At 32.6% G+C, this 21,073-nt stretch carries 15 protein-coding genes; 6 read left to right on the top strand and 9 right to left on the bottom strand.

Going from position 1 to position 21,073, the window contains the following annotated elements:
• Window positions 1-28: 28 nt before the first annotated feature.
• The 3 genes from carB to EHE19_RS03015 all read left to right on the top strand — a co-directional run bounded on the left by carB (window position 29) and on the right by EHE19_RS03015 (window position 4,951).
• The gene (carB, locus tag EHE19_RS03025) at window positions 29-3,244 is read left to right on the top strand and encodes a carbamoyl-phosphate synthase large subunit (protein ID WP_137697553.1); all 3,216 of its coding nucleotides are present in this window, start codon (window positions 29-31) and stop codon (window positions 3,242-3,244) included.
• 78 nt (window positions 3,245-3,322) lie between these two features.
• Window positions 3,323-4,237, top strand: coding sequence for an ornithine carbamoyltransferase (gene argF / locus EHE19_RS03020; protein WP_137697552.1), 915 nt, complete (start codon window positions 3,323-3,325; stop codon window positions 4,235-4,237).
• A 240-nt stretch (window positions 4,238-4,477) separates the two neighbouring features.
• Complete coding sequence (locus EHE19_RS03015) at window positions 4,478-4,951, top strand: GNAT family N-acetyltransferase (RefSeq protein WP_137697551.1); 474 nt, start codon at window positions 4,478-4,480, stop codon at window positions 4,949-4,951.
• Window positions 4,952-5,016: 65 nt separating this feature from the next.
• Here the strand turns inward: EHE19_RS03015 and EHE19_RS03010 are convergent, their stop codons facing one another.
• Window positions 5,017-7,041: a methyl-accepting chemotaxis protein gene (locus tag EHE19_RS03010; RefSeq protein WP_171003566.1), complete on the bottom strand. Its 2,025-nt coding sequence runs from the start codon at window positions 7,039-7,041 to the stop codon at window positions 5,017-5,019.
• 741 nt (window positions 7,042-7,782) lie between these two features.
• Entirely contained in the window at window positions 7,783-8,694 is a 912-nt protein-coding gene (locus tag EHE19_RS03005; protein WP_137697549.1) for a YitT family protein, read from the bottom strand.
• Between the two features lie 806 nt (window positions 8,695-9,500).
• On the opposite strand from EHE19_RS03005, the gene EHE19_RS02995 reads away from it, so the two are divergent.
• On the top strand, window positions 9,501-10,244 hold the full coding sequence (locus EHE19_RS02995) for a WecB/TagA/CpsF family glycosyltransferase (protein WP_137697548.1): 744 nt from the start codon (window positions 9,501-9,503) through the stop codon (window positions 10,242-10,244).
• 510 nt (window positions 10,245-10,754) lie between these two features.
• Here the strand turns inward: EHE19_RS02995 and EHE19_RS02990 are convergent.
• The 7 genes from EHE19_RS02990 to EHE19_RS02960 all read right to left on the bottom strand — a co-directional run bounded on the left by EHE19_RS02990 (window position 10,755) and on the right by EHE19_RS02960 (window position 18,210).
• Entirely contained in the window at window positions 10,755-12,626 is a 1,872-nt protein-coding gene (locus tag EHE19_RS02990) for an FAD-dependent oxidoreductase (RefSeq protein ID WP_137697547.1), read from the bottom strand.
• A gap of 138 nt (window positions 12,627-12,764) precedes the next feature.
• A complete protein-coding gene (locus EHE19_RS02985) occupies window positions 12,765-13,325 on the bottom strand; it encodes a hypothetical protein (RefSeq protein WP_137697546.1) in 561 nt (186 codons plus the stop codon).
• A 20-nt stretch (window positions 13,326-13,345) separates the two neighbouring features.
• The gene (locus tag EHE19_RS02980; protein ID WP_137697545.1) at window positions 13,346-13,693 is read right to left on the bottom strand and encodes a type II toxin-antitoxin system PemK/MazF family toxin; all 348 of its coding nucleotides are present in this window, start codon (window positions 13,691-13,693) and stop codon (window positions 13,346-13,348) included.
• A complete protein-coding gene (locus EHE19_RS02975) occupies window positions 13,687-13,971 on the bottom strand; it encodes a CopG family ribbon-helix-helix protein (RefSeq protein WP_137697544.1) in 285 nt (94 codons plus the stop codon). Before EHE19_RS02975 ends, EHE19_RS02980 begins: the two co-directional genes overlap by 7 nt.
• Window positions 13,972-14,123: 152 nt before the next feature.
• Window positions 14,124-15,293 carry an alanine racemase gene (gene alr / locus EHE19_RS02970; RefSeq protein ID WP_137697543.1) on the bottom strand — a complete coding sequence of 390 codons (1,170 nt, stop codon included), beginning with the start codon at window positions 15,291-15,293 and terminating at the stop codon, window positions 14,124-14,126.
• A 478-nt stretch (window positions 15,294-15,771) separates the two neighbouring features.
• Window positions 15,772-17,343 carry an NAD(P)H-hydrate dehydratase gene (locus tag EHE19_RS02965; RefSeq protein ID WP_137697542.1) on the bottom strand — a complete coding sequence of 524 codons (1,572 nt, stop codon included), beginning with the start codon at window positions 17,341-17,343 and terminating at the stop codon, window positions 15,772-15,774.
• A gap of 237 nt (window positions 17,344-17,580) precedes the next feature.
• The gene (locus EHE19_RS02960) at window positions 17,581-18,210 is read right to left on the bottom strand and encodes a hypothetical protein (protein WP_137697541.1); all 630 of its coding nucleotides are present in this window, start codon (window positions 18,208-18,210) and stop codon (window positions 17,581-17,583) included.
• Window positions 18,211-18,510: 300 nt separating this feature from the next.
• Between EHE19_RS02960 and EHE19_RS02955 the strand changes: the two genes are divergently transcribed.
• Together EHE19_RS02955 and EHE19_RS02950 are read left to right on the top strand one after the other, a co-directional pair.
• A complete protein-coding gene (locus tag EHE19_RS02955; protein ID WP_137697540.1) occupies window positions 18,511-19,686 on the top strand; it encodes a polysaccharide pyruvyl transferase family protein in 1,176 nt (391 codons plus the stop codon).
• A gap of 163 nt (window positions 19,687-19,849) precedes the next feature.
• Window positions 19,850-20,791, top strand: coding sequence for a glycosyltransferase family 2 protein (locus EHE19_RS02950; RefSeq protein ID WP_137697539.1), 942 nt, complete (start codon window positions 19,850-19,852; stop codon window positions 20,789-20,791).
• The last annotated feature ends 282 nt before the right edge of the window (window positions 20,792-21,073 follow it).

The following is a 21,073-nucleotide window of genomic DNA, read 5'->3' as shown; positions in this document are numbered from 1 at the left end:
TTTGCATAATATTATGGAGGATATATATATGCCAAAAAATTCAAACATTAAAAAGGTACTAGTAATTGGTTCTGGTCCTATAGTTATAGGTCAAGCAGCCGAGTTTGATTATTCAGGAACTCAAGCCTGCAAATCTCTTAGAGAAGAAGGCATTGAAGTCGTATTAATAAATAGTAACCCTGCCACTATAATGACAGACAAACAATCAGCAGACAAGGTTTACATAGAACCCATAACACTGGAATTTGTTAAAAAGATAATTTATAAAGAAAAACCCGATGGAATTCTAGCCTCACTTGGTGGACAGACTGGTCTCAATATGGCTGTACAACTTGCTGAAGACGGAATCCTTGACGAAATGAATATAGAGCTTTTGGGTACTTCCCTTGCCTCTATTAAAAAAGCCGAAGATAGAGAACTTTTTAAAGAAACAATGGAAAAAATAAATGAAAAAGTAGCACCTAGCACAATCGTTACAAACTTGCAGGATGCTATTGAATTTGCTGAAAAAATTGGCTTTCCTATTATTATCAGACCAGCTTATACCCTTGGAGGCTCTGGCGGTGGTATAGCAAATAATATGGAAGAATTTAAGTACATATGTGGTAAGGGCTTAAAACTAAGTATGATTAGTCAAGTTCTATTGGAACAAAGCGTTGCTGGATGGAAAGAAATAGAATACGAAGTAATGCGTGACAGAAATGATAACTGCATTATTATTTGTAACATGGAGAACTTTGATCCTGTTGGCGTTCATACCGGAGATAGCATTGTTGTAGCCCCATGCCAAACCTTATCTGATGTTGAGGCTCAAATGCTTAGAACAGCTTCAATTAAGATAATAAGTGCATTAGGCATAGAGGGTGGTTGTAATATTCAGTTTGCATTAAACCCTAACAGCTTCGAATATGTTGTTATTGAAGTAAATCCTAGAGTTAGTCGTTCTAGTGCTCTTGCTTCTAAAGCAACAGGATATCCAATAGCCCGAGTAACCGCAAAAATCGCTATTGGAATGACTTTAGATGAAATTAAAAACTCTGTAACAAAGACTACAAGTGCATGCTTTGAGCCTGCTATAGATTATGTTGTTACTAAAGTTCCACGTTGGCCATTTGATAAATTCGCAAATGCAGACAGAAGTTTGGGTACACAAATGAAAGCAACCGGTGAAGTAATGGCAATTGGTCGTACATTTGAAGAATCTCTACTAAAAGCAATTGATTCTTTAGATATAAAGTTTAACTATCAGCTTGGCTTAAGTCTATTTGATAATATGAGCCGCGAAGAATTAGTTGAATATGTTAAGAACCCTAGCGACCAAAGAATTTTTGCTATTTGCAAGGCTTTACAAAAGGGTGTCTCTGCTGGAGAAATCGTAAGAATAACTAGAATTGATGAATTCTTTATTAGAAAGCTTAAGAAAATTGTAAAGCTAGGAGAAGAAATAACTAATGCTGGTATTGCATTTTTAGATTATGATTTATACTCAAGAGCTAAAAAAATAGGCTTTGGCGATTCATATATTGCAAACTTAGCAAATGTTTCTGTTGAAGAAATAATAGCTTTGAGAAAAAAATATCCAATTAAGCCTGTTTACAAAATTGTTGATACCTGTGCAGGTGAGTTTGAAGCCGTAACTCCATACTTTTATTCAACCTATGAGGAAAAGGATGATGTAGAGGAAACTTCAGGAGACAAGGTTTTAGTTATTGGCTCAGGACCAATCAGAATAGGTCAAGGTATTGAATTTGACTATTGTAGTGTTCATTCTGTTGAAACTCTCAAGGAACTTGGTATTGAATCAATTATTATTAACAATAATCCTGAAACTGTCAGCACTGACTTTGATACTGCAGATAAGCTTTACTTTGAGCCTCTTACAAAGGAATGTGTTCTTGATATTATTGAAAAAGAAAAACCTTTAGGTGTTATAGTTCAATTTGGAGGACAGACTGCAATCAACTTAGCTGAAACTCTGCATTCAGAGGGTGTTAATATCCTCGGTACTTCAGTTGAAAGCATTGATGTTGCTGAAGATAGAGAGAAATTCCTGCAGCTATTGGCAACACTCAATATTCCTATTCCAGAAGGAAGCACAGCATTCTCTTTTGAACAAGCTAGAGAAATAGCAAACAAAATAGGATATCCTGTATTGGTAAGACCTTCATACGTGCTAGGCGGCCGCGCAATGGAAGTTGTATACAATGATAAAGTTCTTGAAGAGTATATAACAATGGCTACTGAAATATCCACAGAACATCCAATACTTATTGATAAGTACATTGTAGGCAGAGAAATAGAAGTTGATGGTATTTGTGACGGAAATGAGGTTCTCATTCCTGGAATTATGGAGCATGTAGAACGTGCTGGTGTTCACTCAGGAGATAGTATTGCGGTATATCCCCCACGAAACCTCTCACAAAAGGTTAAGGATACAATTGAGGATTACACAATTCGTCTTGCAAAAGCACTAAAGGTGGTTGGTTTATTTAATATACAATTTGTAATGGACAAAGATGAAACTGTTTATGTAATAGAAGTTAATCCTCGTGCCAGCAGAACTGTTCCTATTATGAGTAAAATTACAGGAATTCCTATGGTAAGCGTTGCCACTAAACTGATTATGGGTAAAACCTTATCAGAATTGAATTACAAGCCAGGACTTGCAAAGGAAGCTGATTATTATGCCGTAAAGGCACCTGTTTTCTCTTTTGCAAAGCTGACCACAGTTGACACCTTCCTAGGCCCTGAAATGAAATCAACCGGAGAAGTAATGGGAGTTGATAAGGATTACTACAATGCGCTATACAAGGCAATCGCCGCATCTGGTATGTTAATACCATCAGGCGGAAATGTACTCCTTTCCGTTGCTGACAGAGATAAAGAAGAATGTGTTGAAATTGCTAAAAAGCTTCTTGAACTTGGATTCGTATTATCTGCTACACCTGGAACATATGAGGCACTTAAAAATGCCAATCTGCCAGTACAGCTTATTGAAGATGAGAACTTGTTGAATTGCATTAAAGAAGATAAAATTAAGCTTGTTATAAATACTCCAACAAGGGGTAAAATTCCAGAAAGAAAAGGTTTTATATTAAGAAGAACATCAATGGAGTACAACATCCCATGTATAACTTCTTTAGATACCACAAATGCTGTTTTGAGTATTTTAGAGAGGCTAATTGCTAATAATCGAGCAGAAATATATTCTCTTGATGAATATTCTGTTTTTTATAATACCTAATTGAAATTAGCTAAATTCGGCTTTTATACAAAAATTTTGCTAATCTATACCTTGAGCATATTGAAAGGAATGATATTTATGAAACATTTATTAAGCCTTAACCATTTAACTACAGATGAAATACATGATTTACTAAAGCTTGCGCTAAAGCTTAAGGATCAAAATAAAAACGGCACTAAGCATCATTTATTAGAAGGCAAGACTCTTGGAATGATTTTTTCAAAATCTTCAACTAGAACCAGAGTTTCATTTGAGGTTGGAATGTATCAGCTAGGAGGTTCTGCACTGTTTCTAAGTTCTGATGACATTCAGATTGGAAGAGGCGAATCAATTTACGACACAGCTAATGTATTGTCAAGATATTTAGACGGAATCATGATTAGAACCTTTAAGCAAAGTGATGTAGATGATCTTGCTAAATACGGAACTATTCCAGTAATAAATGGTTTAACTGATGAAATGCACCCATGCCAGATTCTCGCTGACCTTCAAACTATTTATGAGCATAAAGGTAAGCTTGAAGGGCTAAAGCTTGCATATATTGGTGATGGAAATAACATTGCTCACTCCCTCCTTCATGGTTGTTCAAAAGTGGGAATGAATATTGCAATAGCATCACCTAAAGGCTATGAATGTGATAATAAATATGTAGATGAAGCAAAGGCTGCTGCAAAGCTGACAGGCTCAGAAATACTATTAACTCAAGACCCTGTTGAAGCTATTACAAACGCAGATATTGTATATGCCGATACATGGATAAGTATGGGGCAAGAGGATCAAAAAGCCGAAAAGCTAAAGATATTCATGCCATATCAGATTAATAAAGAATTATTTTCAAAAGCTAAAGATGACGCTATTTTCCTTCATTGCCTGCCCGCATACAGAGGCTATGAAGTTACTGAAGACGTCATAGATAGCAAACAATCAGTAATTTTTGATGAAGCAGAAAACAGACTACATGCACAAAAAGCTGTTTTAGCAACTCTTCTATAATTAATAGCTTTGTATTTATCCAACTCAATTGTAAGCTGTATATTTACCAATTGTGTTATTGGCTATGATTGAGTTGGAAACTTAAATGTGTATAAATATGTAATTAGACTTATTAACTCAACTTTTCTATAATGAAATTCTTTCAATTTGAATTCTTTCAATTTGAATTCTTTTAATGTGAGAGGGTCTTATTATTGATAAGTTGAGTTATTAATTCTTTAAGAGATTGAGGGAAAAAATATGAATTATTCATTTATTATAAGAAAAGCAACCATAGAAGATGCACCTGCCATATTAACTATTATGCAGGAATCCTTTAAAAAATATATGCAGGATACAGGTTTGTCAGGAACGATGGAAGCTCTTTCTGAAAGTATCGAAGAAATTGAAGCTGATATTTTGGAGAAAGAAGTTTATATCGCTATAATAGATAACAATCCTGTGGGTACAATCAGGATAAAAATATTACCAGATAACACTGCTTATATAAGCAGATTTGGAGTAATGCTAAACTATCACAATATAGGTATTGGCAAATCCTTAATTAACTTGGTTGATAAAGTTCTTATATCTAAAGGCGTTAAAAAAGTTAGTTTACATACAGCTTCAAAATACCGTGATTTAATTAGATTCTATTACGGTCGCGGCTTTTATATCGAATCAACTTCTACAGATAGAGGCTACATTAGAGCACTGCTAGTAAAAGAATATTAAAAACTCTTTCTATAAATAATCCCTTAAGAAAATATTTAATAAATTTCTTAAGGGATTTCTATGTTTTATACTTTAAACTTATCTATTTCTACGCTAAGTTTATTAGCTAAAATATTCAATTCTTCTGCTGTTCTTGCCACGTCTTCCATTCCTGTAAGTTGTTCCTGAGTCGAAGCAGAAACCTGTTGTGTTGATGCAGAAGTTTCTTCTGAAGTTGCAGAAACATCCTCCATGATTGCTAATATCTCATCTTTGCTACTAACCATTTTATTATTTAGTTTTATAATTTCACTAATCTCATAGGTTAGCTTTGTAATATTTTCTGAAATATCACTAAATATGCGTTGTGTTTTCTCAACCGATTGACTTTGAGCTTCTACAATAGGTTTTGCATCTTCCATACTACTTACAGCATTTCTAGATTGTGTTTGTATTTCTATAATTAATTTTTTAATATTATCTGTAGCTTTTGTTGATTGCTCAGCTAACTTCCTAATTTCCTCAGCTACTACTGAGAAACCCTTTCCGGCCTCCCCTGCTCTCGCAGCTTCAATACTTGCATTTAATGCTAACAAGTTGGTTTGGTCTGCTATTCCGCTTATTGAATTAATAATATCACCAACTTGTTGAGAACACTTATCTACTTCAATAATAGCATTACTAACCTTTTCAGATGCAGCTGTATTTTCACTGGAATTAATTTTCAAATCTTCAACAGTTTGAATACCATCTTGGTTTAGCTGATTTGATTTGTCTACCATATCTTTAATAACATTAATAGATTCTGATACTCCTTGAATGTTATCAGCTACTTCTTTAGTCTTATATAATCCATTTTCAACGCTTTGCGCAGTTTCTAATGTAGCATTTGAAATTTCAACAACAGTTCTTGATATTTCCTCCGTCGAAGCCGTTATTTCTTCAGATGATGCAGCTAACATATCTGCCGAATTTGAAACCTCAGATACTGTAGCTATTACATTTCTCATCAATAGTCCTAAATTTTCTAACATTTTGTTTACATTCTGTGCAAGGATACCTATCTCATCACTTGAGTTAATATTAGTTCTAATAGTGAAGTCCCCATCTCCTATTTTCAGCATATCATTTGTTATTTCTTTAATAGATTTTGTTATAGGTCTTGTGGCTAAAATCCCTACTAAAATAGAAATAGCAACAATACATAATCCGCTAATAAGGCTAATTAATAATATATATTGGGTTTTATCACTTATTTCACTATAATTAAACTCTCCTATTATTCTCCAACCAGTGTTTTTTATAGTAGAATAATATGCACACTTTCTTGAATTGTAATAAGTATAATCAACACTTCCTCTTTCAGAAGGATTTGTTTTTCTCTTCAACTCCTCCACAGGAACTTCTTTCCCAATTAAAGTTCTGTCAGGGTGTGTGAGTACAATATCCTTATTATCTAGCAGAAAAACATACCCTGTACTTCCTATACTAGCATTTCCTATAATATTGGTTAATTGTTCAAGTGAAATGTCAGCTCCGAGAACACCTACCAATTCCTTATTTTCATTATACAAAGGAGTGGCTAAAGTCACAACTAGCTTTCCTGTAGCAACGTCAACATAAGGGTCTGTCCACGCCAACCCATTCTTTGATATTGCAGACTGGTACCATGGCCTCGTTGTTGGATCAAATCCATCTGGCAGTTTTGTTTCTGGATAAATTTCTATTTGTTTATCTTCTCTAGCCACATACATACTCAATATTGCATTGTGACCTTCTGTATTGGTCTTTAAAATATCCTTTACATATAACATATCTTCGGGATTTATATTGTTAATATTTAGAATGCTTGCATTTTGCGCAATTATTAGCAAATTCTCTTCTTGCATTTTTATGAAATTATCCATATTATCTTGTATGCTAGTCATTTTTCCGTTAGCAGAATTTATAATTTCACTTGCAGTGATGTTGCTTGCTGTAGTATAGCTTATAACTCCTAATATTGTTGTTGGCAAAATAGCAATAATAGTAAGTAGCATTATAAGTTTTTTACTAATAGATTTTTTACTAATAGCTTTTTTCTGAATAGTTTTTTTCCGACCAAATTTCATTGACTTTTCCCCCATGTAGAGTAAATTAAACATATGTCGAATTTATATATTTTATGTATTATTTTGTCGTTTATTAATTTTAACATTGCAGCTACAGTTTGTCTACTGTTCTCAAACACTTCACCATTGCCAAATTATAGCTAATAATGTTCCACTCCTATCTTATTTAATTAATTTCCTCTTTTGGATATCCTATTGCTTCTCAGAAAATACAGTTCAATATCAAATACTATAATCATTTAAGTAATTATTTTAGTTGATTTGATTAACTTAGTTGATAAGATTCTGAATCAAATATTCTTAGAAAGTAGTAAGCATACTAGATAATTGTTATATAATTTTAAAATTTAATATGTAATAGACTATGATACAGAAGCATCTTTCGCTGCAAAATATTAGGACACTGTTAGATAAAGAATTATTAAAAACACTCAGATTGAAATCTTTTGCTCCTCATTAGTTCTTGTCTATTTGTTTGGGGGCATAAATTAAATTTATCTAGATATGCTTATATTGACCTTGATTCTAATTTTATGTTGATAACAGTGTATATCAATTAGCAAATAAAAATAAGCCTCACATCTATGTTAGGCAGCACCTAATTAGCACAAGCTAATGCTAGTATATATCAATTTTTGTCTCTTTCTATATGTTATATAAAATTATTATATAAAAAAACATACATGCAATTAGGAATATCAAAGTTGCTCGCACTTTTATTCATGAACCTATTTATTATTTTTATTTCCCATCATTTGTTTCAAAACCTTCTCCAAGCACTTCATTGACTTCTGCTAGAATCATAAATGCATTTTTATCTACTTCAAGCACAATTTGTTTGAGTTGTTGAATCTGAGTTCTTGCTAATACACAGAGCAGCACCTCTTTATCCTTTCCAGAGTATACACCTCTTCCTTTTAACTCTGTTACACCTCTATCTAATTCAACCAAAAGTCTTTTTGAAATTTCAGCTTGGTGTTCAGAAATAATAAGTACAGCTCTGGAGTTATCAACCCCTGCAACCATTGCATCTATTACCTTCGTTGTTATAAACAAACTAACCAATGAATATAGACCAATTAAAATACTATTAAATGCAATAATGGCAAATAAAATTATTAATGCATCTAACCACAAAATTAATTGTCCAATTGTCATATTTTTGAATATTTTATTCAGAAGCTTAGCAGCTAATTCTGTACCTCCAGTGGTAGCATCCATTTTTAATACAATACCAAGCCCAATACCACTTATAAATCCACCAATTACACTATAAAGAAATATGTCTGGAGTAGATACCAAGTAATTGCTATCTACCAGAATTCTTTCAGCAAAATCATATGAATATGCTTCAGTTAAATCTATAATAGCAGAGAGTACTATCGTACCATATACAGTTCTAAAGAAGAATTTTCTTCCTATAATTTTATAACCTAGTAAAAATAACGGAATGTTTATTGCAAGCATACTAGCTCCAACAGGTAGTTTTTCATTGCTTATATAAAATAAAACCGTAGCTAATCCGCTTAAACCACCAGGCGCAATTTTATAAGGAACAAGGAATATGTTAATAGCTAATGCAGTAATTCCAGCTCCTATCGTTATTAAAATGTACACTTTTAAAAATTTTAAAATACTCTTTAATTTAGACATAATAACCTCCACACTACTTAGGTACAAAATATTGAAAAACTAACCATTAGACACTTCTATTAAAGTAACAGAGTCTTTCTTATCCAAACATCTCTGGTAAGAAAAGGTTATCCCGCCACATTTGATGTCGCTGTTGCAAAACAAAAATACTATAATCAGTAGTATACTGCTTAAATAATAATCTGTATGCTTGCTCTCTCCTGATAATGACGATGGAATTGGTAGTAAACAAGCACTTCCACTGTACATATAGCCAAGGAATCATATCTCTAGTCAATCACAGCTGCATACTTTTGCTTTGTCAGCTACAATACTTATTCTTCACTTACTATTTCTAGTATCAATTTCTAACCAAGCTTCGCAATTAGATATATATTTCATCCGCGTACATTTTGACAAAAAATGATATCAGCACACATTAAATCGTATTTTTCAACAGCACTTTAAATATAACAATTATATAACTAAAAAACAACTTTCAATATAATTAATTCCACTATCTCTTACTTTATTAATATTTGTTTTTTTTGAGTTATATAAACATTATTCTGATAATTAAAAATATTATCGAGCTGAATTTTGCCTTTTCTTCGTATCATTGACAAATAATATGAGATAAACTAAACTGTTATAAGTGAAATATTTATATATTAGATAATTTGTATAATTTTATTTAGTAATTATGATATTAATCAAGTTCAAATACTATGTTCTGAAAAACAATGCCTATCTGCAATTTTATTTGTATTAAGGCAAGTACTGTGCAAATGCCAGTTTAAAATGCGTATTTGAAACATGGAGGATATATGCGTAAATTAGTAAATATTGCAGGAATTAATATAGATGATCTTACTATGGAGCAGGCTGTTAAAAAGATATACTATTTTATCTCTTCTGATAAAAACCATGCAATATATACACCCAATGCTGAAATAATGATGGATGGTATAAAAGATAAAAAAATGTTTCAAGTATTAAATGATGCCGATATGCTCGTTGCTGATGGAGCTGGTGTCGTTTTAGCTTCAAAAATTCTAGGTAAAGCAGTTAGGCAAAAGGTTTCAGGTGTTGATTTGGCCAAAAACCTTCTTGAAGCCTCTGCGAAAAAGCCAATAAAATTTTTCCTCTTTGGCGGTAAACCAGGAATAGCTGAAAAGGCTCATGCAAATATTATTTGCGACTACCCACATGCTGAAGTCGTGGGAACCCATAATGGATATTTCACAGAAGAAGATAATCAGAAAATAATCGAAGAAATTAACAACTCTGGTGCCGAAGTTCTTTTTGTATGCTTAGGTGCTCCAAAACAAGAAATGTGGATTCATGAAAACAAAGACAAGTTAACTGTTAAAGCTTGCTTAGGCGTTGGCGGTACACTGGATATTTTGGCTGGCAATGTTAAACTTGCTCCAGACTTTTTTAGAAATCACGGCCTAGAGTGGTTATATAGACTGTACAAAGAGCCTTGGCGTTATAAAAGAATGTTGAAACTACCAAAATTCATTTTGCATATTATCGGAATAAGAATTGGCTTGATAAAAATAAAGTAGCTTATCTCAATTTAAATTACAAAGGACGGTTGCATTTTCAATCATATTAGAAAATACCCCCTAGAATTATAACCAATCCATATATTCTTCTGATATCCATTTAGAAGTACTCCAGTTTGTCTTTGTTAAAATTATATGTTAGATATAGACTCATAGTTGAAAACATTTCATTACACGTTATGTTAACATAGTGGATAAAAAAAATCGAGGCAGGGGTGCGGACTAAAAATTTTACACTATTATGCTCTAGAAGGAGTTACTAAAGTATATTCAAAAAATCAAATGAATCAAGTATTAAAGTTATATGAGCACATCAAAAAACACAAATTCATCAATGAATATATAACGGATAAAATCCGACCATGACAAATTTGTGCTTTTTAAATAATTAATTATCAAGTGATTTGGGTTTTAATATTTATAAACGTATTTACACAAAACCCACCTGTACCAATATAATTCATATGTGAAGCAACTAAAATATATTAAATCTCATTTAGCAAGTTCAACTCATCTAATTGTTTTACCAGTTTTCTTTTCTATATACTGTGCTGCTGCATAATAAACCTCTGGGAACTGCAATACATCTTTACTCTTAAGCTTCTGCTGTAAAGTTTCATCTATCAAACCTTGTTTGCATGCCTCTTGATAATAATTGCTGTTTAAGTCCCCATGTCCATTTAAGTCTAATAAAATCTTAGCAAATAGCTCCTTAGTTAATGGCTCGCTGGTTATATACTGTCTTACTTTAACATCAAAATCATAATTATATACGCTTTCTGAAACTCTAGGTACTCCATTTAGAATAATATATGCAAGGTCCTCGCTCTTTGTATCTTTTTCAAGCCTAAAATCATTTGTTATTCCGGCACTTAATAGTCCTAAATTATTAAGCTTCTCGATATACGGAAAACTCCAGTTATCTGTCAAGCTAGTAAATTCCTCTTTTACATCTGACATATAAACGCCAAGTTTTCTCAAGGTTCTCTCTATTTCTAATTGGACATCCATGTTCTGTTCTTCGCCAATTTGAGAAATCCCCATATTTTTTGATATACTATACGCAGCAACAACTCCTGCTGAGAATCCCATGCCAGAAAGACTTGAATTTGAATTTACTGCCATCTGAACTAATGGTGAATAGGATGCCTTATCTCCTGTCATCAACACATTATTCAAGCCTACAGGAATAAGTGAGCGCAGGGGAATATAAAAGGTTTTTGGATTGCAAAGTATATATCCATTACCATCCTCTAATGTCAATGTAACAGGCCTAGATGCTGCACTGATTCTATCGCTGAATCGTTTACCAATTAATACATCTGTTAGAGTAAGAGAATAAATACCCTTAAAATGATATGCTGACGGCTTATAAAATTCATTAGCAATCTTCATATCACTAGAATTTTTAAATTCTTCAAAATTTAGTTTTAAAAACTCATATAGATTAGTGCATTCCTTAGAAGCTTTTAAGTATGCCTCCTCAAGTTCCTTAGCATCTGATAAATTAACATTTTTTACAGTAACACTTTGAACAATAACCCTTGAGTCTCCCTGATCCGATATATTTAATCCAGCTATTGAAATATTTTTATCGCTAGTTTTATAGCTTTCAAGAATTCTATTAATATATACTCCCTGCTTATTTATCGTTTCCTCAAGTGCTGCATAGTCAACTCCTGACACTATAAAACTCAAGGTTACTGGGGGATATAAGCTTTCTTTTCCAATATCACCGTAACCAGTACTATATGGCACATTACATTTCTTTAACAATTCGCCGTCTGTTGTAGCATCAATAAATCTCTCTGCTTTAATTGTTTTATATTCCTGACCCACTTTGAAATCAGCACTTAGTACATTGCCATTTTCATAAACCGCATTTGTCAATTTTGCTTCATATAATACTGTAATATTTTTTTCATCAGAAACCATCTTTTTTATAGCTTCAATAAATTTTTCAATATTATAGCCTTCTTCTGCATTATGTCTTATTTCTTTAAATATATCTGCACTAACATTAATGCCATTAGGAGTAATATCATTTGCCCAGTTCACATTATAGTTTTTTCTAATTTCATCTCCTAAACCCTTTTCTGGGCAAATCAATACTGTTTTAGCTCCCACTCTTGCTGCACCAATGGCAGCACTAATTCCATCTAGTCCATCACCAATTACAGCAATATTATAATTGTTATCACCTATAACATTGCCTAAATTGTCAAAAGTGTCATAATTAACGTTAAAATATGCATCTTTATTGACCATTGGTTTTATAGCAAAAATGAATATTGCAATAGCAATAACCATAACTATGGAAAGCCTTATAAGCAAATCTATTCTTTTTTTACGCTTACTTTTAGGAAGTGATTGTTTATTCATTATATTTTTCCTTTATCTTAGTATTAAAATTGCAAAATTATAGAAAAAAGAAGCTCAAATATACTATCGTCATTTAGCTTCTTTTTCTTAATATTTCTTTAGAAAGCAACTGTTTTACACAATTTATAATTGAAATGCTTATCTTATTGTATAAGTTCCTTTTATCATAATATCAGCATCAGCTTTGGCAGTTATTCCTCTTCCATCAGCCTTAGGAATCAAAAGAAGCTGATTATCAGGTATAATTGCACCATTTGGTATATCAGTTCCAGAAATTAAATTTGAAATTCCTCCTGTAGCTGTGGCAGAAACATAAGCAGTAACTTTATTTTTGTTTCTGACAATAATCTCTGTACTTGCATCTCCTATTAATGTTTTGCCAGCAGGAAGTTTAATAATCTTGAAAACCATACTTTCCTTCAATTTTGTCAATTCATTTTGTGTTTCTGCCAACTTCTTTTCAAGTTCAGAATTTGTATTAATAGCATTAATTTGTTTTTTTAATTCGTCCTTTGATGTTTGAATTAAGCTTTTTATCTCAATTTCCATTTTATCTATGTAAGTACTATCATAAATTGTGGTGTCACTGCCTGTTTCTGCCTTAACAACTGGTGCAAACTGTACTAACGATATTGCACAAAATAAAACTGCTGCTACCATAATTGGATTTTTCTGTATCTTTTTCATTAGTGTCTTCATAACTCCTCCTACAAAAAAATTTATTCATATAGCCCAAAGCTAATTTCTAACGCATTGTTAACCTTCTCCATTAGTTCTTCATCCAAATGTCCAATTTTCTCTCTAAGACGGCGTTTATCAATAGTCCGAATCTGTTCTAACAAAATAACAGAATCCTTGGCAAGACCATACTCCAAAGCACCAATTTCTATATGAGTGGGTAATTTTGCTTTATTAATTTGAGAAGTAATTGCAGCAGCAATTACAGTAGGGCTATATTTATTCCCTACATCATTTTGGACAACTAAAACAGGTCTTACACCGCCCTGTTCTGAGCCAATCACTGGACTCAGATCTGCATAATAAATATCTCCTCTTTTTATTACCACGTTTCCTCCATCTTCTGAAGCCTCTCCTCATATTTGCGTTGCTGTTCCTCATCAGCTTCAAAACATAACTCGGCAAGCTCAAGATTTATTTCAGCCATTTCTTCATAGCCTATTTTCATTTTATTCCGCAATTCAAGCTTGTGTTTTTCCTTAATATAAAGAGTCATAGCTTCTCTAACAAGCATACTTCTATTAGTTTTCTCATTAGATACCATAATATCCAACTCTTCAAGCAAATTGTCTGGAATACTAATTATAATCTTTTTATACTGAGACAATTTTGTAACCCCCACTCTAAAAAAACCCTTTTATATATACTATATTCATCATATCCCCATAGATAAATATACGTAGATGTATATAAATATTATAATACCTCACTAAATATGAGGTCAAATTAAGTTTATGTTACTCAGTCCCTGTAATTCGCCTATATCAAATAGTTCAGAATTTTCGATATTTTACCATTATGAATAAATGCTCTTGGTATTCTCTTTCCTACAACAGAAACAAATTCATAATTAATCATTCCAATTGAACCAGCTACATCTTCAACAGTTATCACATTGTCACCTTGAGCACCTATTAGTACGACCTCATCACCAACTTCGACATTGCCTTCTATATCAGTAACATCAATCATGCACTGATCCATGCATATTCTTCCTACTACAGGTGCAAATTGTTCTCTAATTAGAACCTTACCTTTGTTGCTTAACATTCTAGTATATCCATCAGCATATCCAATTGGAATGGTAGCAATTTTAGAGGTTCTTTGTGTAGTAAATATTCTTCCATAGCTTATAGAAGTATTTTTTTCAACTTCCTTAACTAATATTACATTTGCTTTGAGAGTCATTGCAGGCTTTAAGTGTATTTTTGACTTATCTACTTCTTCAGAAGGGTACATACCATAAAGTATAATACCTGGACGGACCATATCCAAATGCATTTCAGGATATTCAATAATTCCTGCACTATTTGCACAATGCTTTACTGGGATATGTATTCCGATTCTCTGAAGTTCACTGCAAATACTCATAAATCGTTCAAACTGCATCAATGTAAACTCTCTGTTTTTCTCGTCAGCAGTAGCAAAATGTGTAAAAAGACCTTCAATAATTATATTAGGCATTTGGCTTATCTCAACTACATTCTTAACAGCACTATAGCCTGGTAAAAATCCCATCCTTGACATGCCTGTATCAATTTTTATATGAATTTTAACCTTCTTACCCTGCCTTACTGCTTCACTTGAAAGAGCCTGCGCTAGTTCACGACTATAAACAGTCTGTGTTACATCATTTTCAATAATTTCATTTGCCCTAATTGGGTCTGTATAACCCAAAATAAGTATTGGTGCCTCTATTCCATTTCTACGAAGCTGTATTGCCTCATCTAACATTGAAACAGCCAGCCTTTGAGCACCATTTGCTAAAAGTGTCCTTGTCACCTCCATTACTCCATGCCCATATGCGTCTGCCTTGACAACCCCCATTATCTCAGCATTTTTGTGTGTTATTCTTCTAATCTCACGTATATTATGAGCAATATTATCTAAGTTAATCTCAGCCCATGCTCTGTTTAGTTTATATTCCATTACTTATTTTCCCCCAAAATTTTATCTCTATGTTACTTTCGGAAGTACAACCCCATATTTAATAATAATCACATTTACAATCTACATTTTTAACTAAATTTGCAATATTCTGAGATTACTGAATAATTATATATAAATTATACATCTTTAGTATATCCATATTATAATTATTGAAAACATAATTATTATAAAATATAGTATCATTATTTTTATAATTTAAACTTTTTTAATCTAATTCGTCTATCTTGAGTCAATTACTATCAGCTAAATATCCTATGATATTGGACGATAGTTTAGGTTTAAGTCTAAAGCCTCCTAATGTACAACCCCAAAACAAACCGACTGAAAAGTTAAGTTATGTTAAATATTACCAATTGCTTGTTGTAGTAAACTTACATATTCATATGACATTATCTTCTTCTCATCTGATAATGCTACCACAACTTATCTGCAAGGCTATAAGAAACATATTCAAATGCTAAGCCTGCGTTTTATTCCTGTCGGTTACATTAATAATAGCATAAGGAATATTCTCTACTATATCCAGAGCATTTAGTCCGTATAAGCCTTTTTGTTGAGCCCCAATATCTCCAGCCAAACCATGAATATACGTTCCAGCAATTGCTGCTTCAAATGGACTGACACCCTGACCAATTAACGAAGCTATAATACCTGATAATGCATCTCCGCTGCCAGCAGTTGCCATCCCCGAATTTCCTGTTGGATTAATAAATACCTCTTCATTTTTATCTGCAATTATTGTTCTAGCACCTTTGAGTACTACTGTAACTCCCCAAAGACCAGCATATTTTTTTGCCACTTCTATTCTGTTTTCTTGAATGTATTTGATTTCAAGTCCTGTGAGCCTTGACATTTCTCCAGGATGAGGTGTTATAACTACATCCTTTTGAAATTTATTAAAAATACTCGTATCTTCAGCAATTACATTAAGCGCATCGGCATCTAATACCAACGGGATTTTTGCATTTTCTGCAATACTTCTTACTATATTATATATACTTTTGTGAGTTGAAATGCCTGGTCCAATAGCAGTTGCATTACATTTTTTTAACATATCAAGTATAACATCCACAGCCTCTTCTTCCATTATACCATTGCTGTCTTTTAACCCTATTGCAACAGCCTCTGGCACAACACTTTGATATATATTTAAAAGGCTAGAAGGAGCCGCTATATAAACCAAACCAGTTCCTGTCCGAAGGCTGGCTTTTGCTGCTATACAGCCTGAGCCTGCCATACCTAATGAACCAGTAACAATTAGAACCTTTCCGCAATTACCCTTGTTAAATTCTTCTTTTCTAATAGGAATAACAGAATTTATAAAATCTATATCTGTAAGATTAGTATTTATGTCTATGCTTTGAATAGACTTACTTGGCATACCAATGCTTTCTATTTCTAGCTGTCCTGAATTGTGTTTCCCAGGATAAATAAGCTGTCCTATTTTAGGAAGTTCAAATGTAACGGTTTTATTAGCCATAATACAGGTATTTGCTATTTTACCTGTAGCAGCCTCGATACCTGAAGCTATATCAATTGACATTATATAGCTAGCATTATGGTTTATAATTTCTATAACTTTTGCGATATGACCATTAATTTGACCCCTAAACCCTGTTCCAAATATACCATCTAAAACAATATCAAAATTTTTTATATCAATAATAAATTCATCCAATTCTGAACTATCATTTAGAAACGCTATATCACCATCAAGTTTTTGCAATATATCAAAATTAATCCTTGCATCTCCAACTATATATTTATTATCAAATAAGCAGTAGGTCTTTACTTTTTTGCCAGATATAATTAAGTGTCTTGCTACAGCAAAAGCATCCCCTGCATTATTTCCCTTTCCAGCAACTATCAAAATCTTTGGAATTTCCAGATGGTTTTGCTCAACATACAATTCAATATGCTTAACAATTTTTAAAGCTGCATTTTCCATTAATACAATTCCCGGAATACCCATTTGCTCAATAGAATACTTGTCAATTGCGCCCATCTCAATTCCTGTTACTGCTTTCATACTTACCTCCATACCTACTTTAGATATAATAATTTGGTTAAGAATTCATAGAGAATCTCAGATTGTCTAAATTAATCCTTCATATTATAAATACTACCCCTATAAAAAAACACTTGTGGTTAATGGTACTGCAAAAATACCACCTTGTTAGCACAAACTTTATTTTTGAACTGCTAATCTCCCATGCCCACTTTAAGCATAAACATTTAGTTAAATTTTGCGTAGAACCTCTGAACTCTACTTATTATTAAAATATATTTCATCTAATTTTTGCAACTCGTCTTTACCCAATAAATCATGGAAATAAGAGTATGTATCGGTGTCATCTTGAGCTAATAGCCCTCTTTCATCAATTAGCTTCTTTAAATGCTCTCTTGTCGCAGCAATTTCTTTATCTAAAGCCGCAACCTTTTGTTGATTCTCTCTTATGGAAAAATATACTACTTTTATAGTTTGCTCTAAAAGTTCTAAATTTGCCTGTCTTATTTCTTTAGGCAATTCAAAGTGTCGCTCCTCTATTTCCTTAGTTCTCTTATTAATTGATATAATTAATTTCTCATATTCCTGCATTTTTAATCTTGCTTCTTCATTATTTTTATCAAAAGCCTCTGTTGTAAGCTTTATAATTCCATCCATATACTCTTTCTTTTTGATAGCAATTTCTTTAGCCTCCGCTGTTAATTTGGATTGTTCCTTTAACAGCTCCTTTATTTTGTTCTCACAGTCAATTATTTTTGGTGGCTTAACAATATTTTTAAATAAGCCATTCCATCTTTCGTCTAAAATAAGGATAGATATATCATTCTTAAACAAAACTTTAATATCTAGTTCTTGTACATTTTTTCTTCTTTTAAATATATTCCTCATATATCCTCCATCTTATAATTATATCAGACTAAATTTTTAACTCCGCATTTATAACGTCTAGATTCAATTTCTAATTGCAGAAAAATTATATTTCATATAAAGCTTAATTATAGTAAAGCTTAATTGACCTGAAAAGACGATAAAAATCTTCACGAAGGCTTGAAACAAAATTGACTTTAGTCATTCAATTTATTTATCGGTACAAAAGCTAATGTTTAATAACACTTTTTCGCGATTGCCTTGTAATGAACCTACTCCAAATGTATAATTAGTTATTGGACAAGAAGGAGGTACTATATAATGAAAAAGCTACTGCTGTATGCTCACGCAGGGAGTAGAAATCATGGTTGTGAGGCAATTGTAAGATCAACACTAAAAATATTAAACCTTAATAATATTAACATATCTCTGGCTACTTTTAGAAGTCAGGAAGATATTGATTTCCTATCTCCTGATTTTAAATTAAATATAATAGAATACAAAAGGTATGAAGGATTACATCCCCTTCGTTTAATTGATGCTGCTTTAAGGAAATTACGAATAAATCAGAACCTGCTTTTTTCTTTCTCTCAAAAAGATATTGTCTCTGCTATGGACAAAAACACCTTAAGTCTTTCTATTGGAGGTGATAATTACTGCTACGGCATACCCAGATGGATATACTACACTAACAGAATTGCTGCTCAAAAAGGAAGCAAAACAGTTTTCTGGGGCTGCTCAGTTGACCCTGAGGTCATTAATAAAGAAATGTTGGAAGATTTGAAAAGGTATAGCCTTATTATTGCTAGAGAGAGTATTACCTATCGCGCATTTGTTGAAAAAGGACTAACTAATGTAGTTCTTTTGCCTGACCCAGCTTTTACACTGGATACAAAGCTTGCTAAGCTTCCAAATGGCTTTGTTGCAGGAAATACTATTGGCATTAATGTAAGCCCATTAATTATGAAAAACGAGCGCAGCGAAGGTATTGTTTTTAAAAGTTATTCAACACTGATACAGCACATTATAAATACAACCGATAGTCAAATCGCCTTAATTCCTCACGTTCTATGGGATCATGACAATGATATGGTTCCCCTTCGTAAGCTGTACGATATGTTCAAAGACACTGGCAGGGTTATATTAATTGGTGGCACATATAATTGCATGGAACTAAAAGGTTTTATATCTCAATGCAAATTATTTATTGGGGCTCGTACTCATGCTACAATTGCAGCCTATTCCACATTTGTGCCAACATTAGTAATAGGCTATTCTGTCAAGGCGAGAGGAATCGCAAAGGATATATTCGGCAGTGAGGATAAATACATTTTACCTGTTCAGAAATTAGAGCAAGAGGATCAGTTAATAAATGCATATAACTCTTTAGCAGCTGAAGAAGATGAAATCAGAAAACACCTTGAAGGCTTTATGCCAGAGTACATCAGCAATGCATATAAGGCTGGAGATTATGTAAAAAAGCTTGGCTTAAATTAAGTAAATTTTATAATCTTTCTGTTATAATTACGCCTAATATTGCATAACACGTTCTTCTGAAAATTTGACATCAGTATAGTGCAATGTTAAACTTAAAACCAAAAACGGGAATGTCAGCTAAAAGTAATCAACTTAATTTACATTAAGCATAGGAGGAAGTCAAATGAACAGTCCACCATTAATTTCCGTAATAATACCAATGTATAATACTAGTCAATATATCAAGCAAACAGTGGAAAGTGTACTGGCTCAAACCTATGGCAATTTTGAAGTTATCATAATGGATGACGGCAGTACAGATAACGGAGCTGAAATTGTAAAAGGCTTAGTTGAAAAAGATGCCAGAATCAAGTACTTTTTTCAATCCAATCAAGGTGTTTCTGCTGCTAGAAACAATGCTATTGAGCAATCTCAAGGTGAATTTGTAGCATTTTTAGATAGTGATGACTTATGGTTGCCAACTAAGCTTGAAAAGCAAATAAACAGACTGACCAGTACCGGCATGGATGCCTGTTATTGCGGTTATCAGTACTTTTGCGAAGCTTCAAAGGGTGAAGTCTTTCCCAAACGCTACTCAGAAGGCAAAATATTGATAGATGTAATAAAAGAAAAGGTTTCTGTATGGACAAGCACTGTTGTTGTAAAGAAGTCAGTTATTATAAATAATTCTATTACCTTCAGGCCAGGCTTAAATTGGGCTGAGGATATGGATTTTTTCTATAGGCTGCTATTTAAATGTGAGTTTTGTTTTGTTAAAGAAACACTAGCTCTTTACAGGCAAAGACCCAATTCGCTATCAACCGCACCAGACAGACTGCCTGAGATACAATTGTGGAGGGAATTTGGTCAATGGATACAAACTGCCCAATCCTCTATACCTTATAATAAGCAGGACATTGAAAATGCTATAATCCATTATAAGATTCCTAGTGTTGCAATATATTGTCTTTATCAAAGGCTTTGTAATGGTATAAAGCCAGACGAGGATTTTTTCGAAAAATCACCACTGAAATTGATTGATGATTATAAATTAAGCTTTTCAGAAACTGGTTTAAAGCTTTATATCAAAAAGCTATTGTTGCGTTATAAGTATGGGTATAAGTGATTTATACTACGTTTTGTGTAATTCAATAAAAATTTATATTTTGTTATATTTAGCCAGGAAATATCGAGAAATATTCTTTTCTTTAATAGTTATTCTGGCGAGTAAGAGTTTTATAAATGCAGTAATTGACCATATTATAAATTGGACAAGAAAAGACATTGAAATAATGACATGGTAGACATATATTAATATATGGAAATTATTAAAAAGCCTAGAATTAATGAGGTTTTTATTACTTATCGTTTAGTTTTAGAATTAAAAAAAAGATTGAGGAGAGTATTT

This window comes from Ruminiclostridium herbifermentans, assembly GCF_005473905.2.
In the GTDB taxonomy this organism is placed as follows: domain Bacteria; phylum Bacillota; class Clostridia; order Acetivibrionales; family DSM-1351; genus Ruminiclostridium; species Ruminiclostridium herbifermentans.
This window is presented reverse-complemented; position numbering and strand designations above follow the sequence as displayed.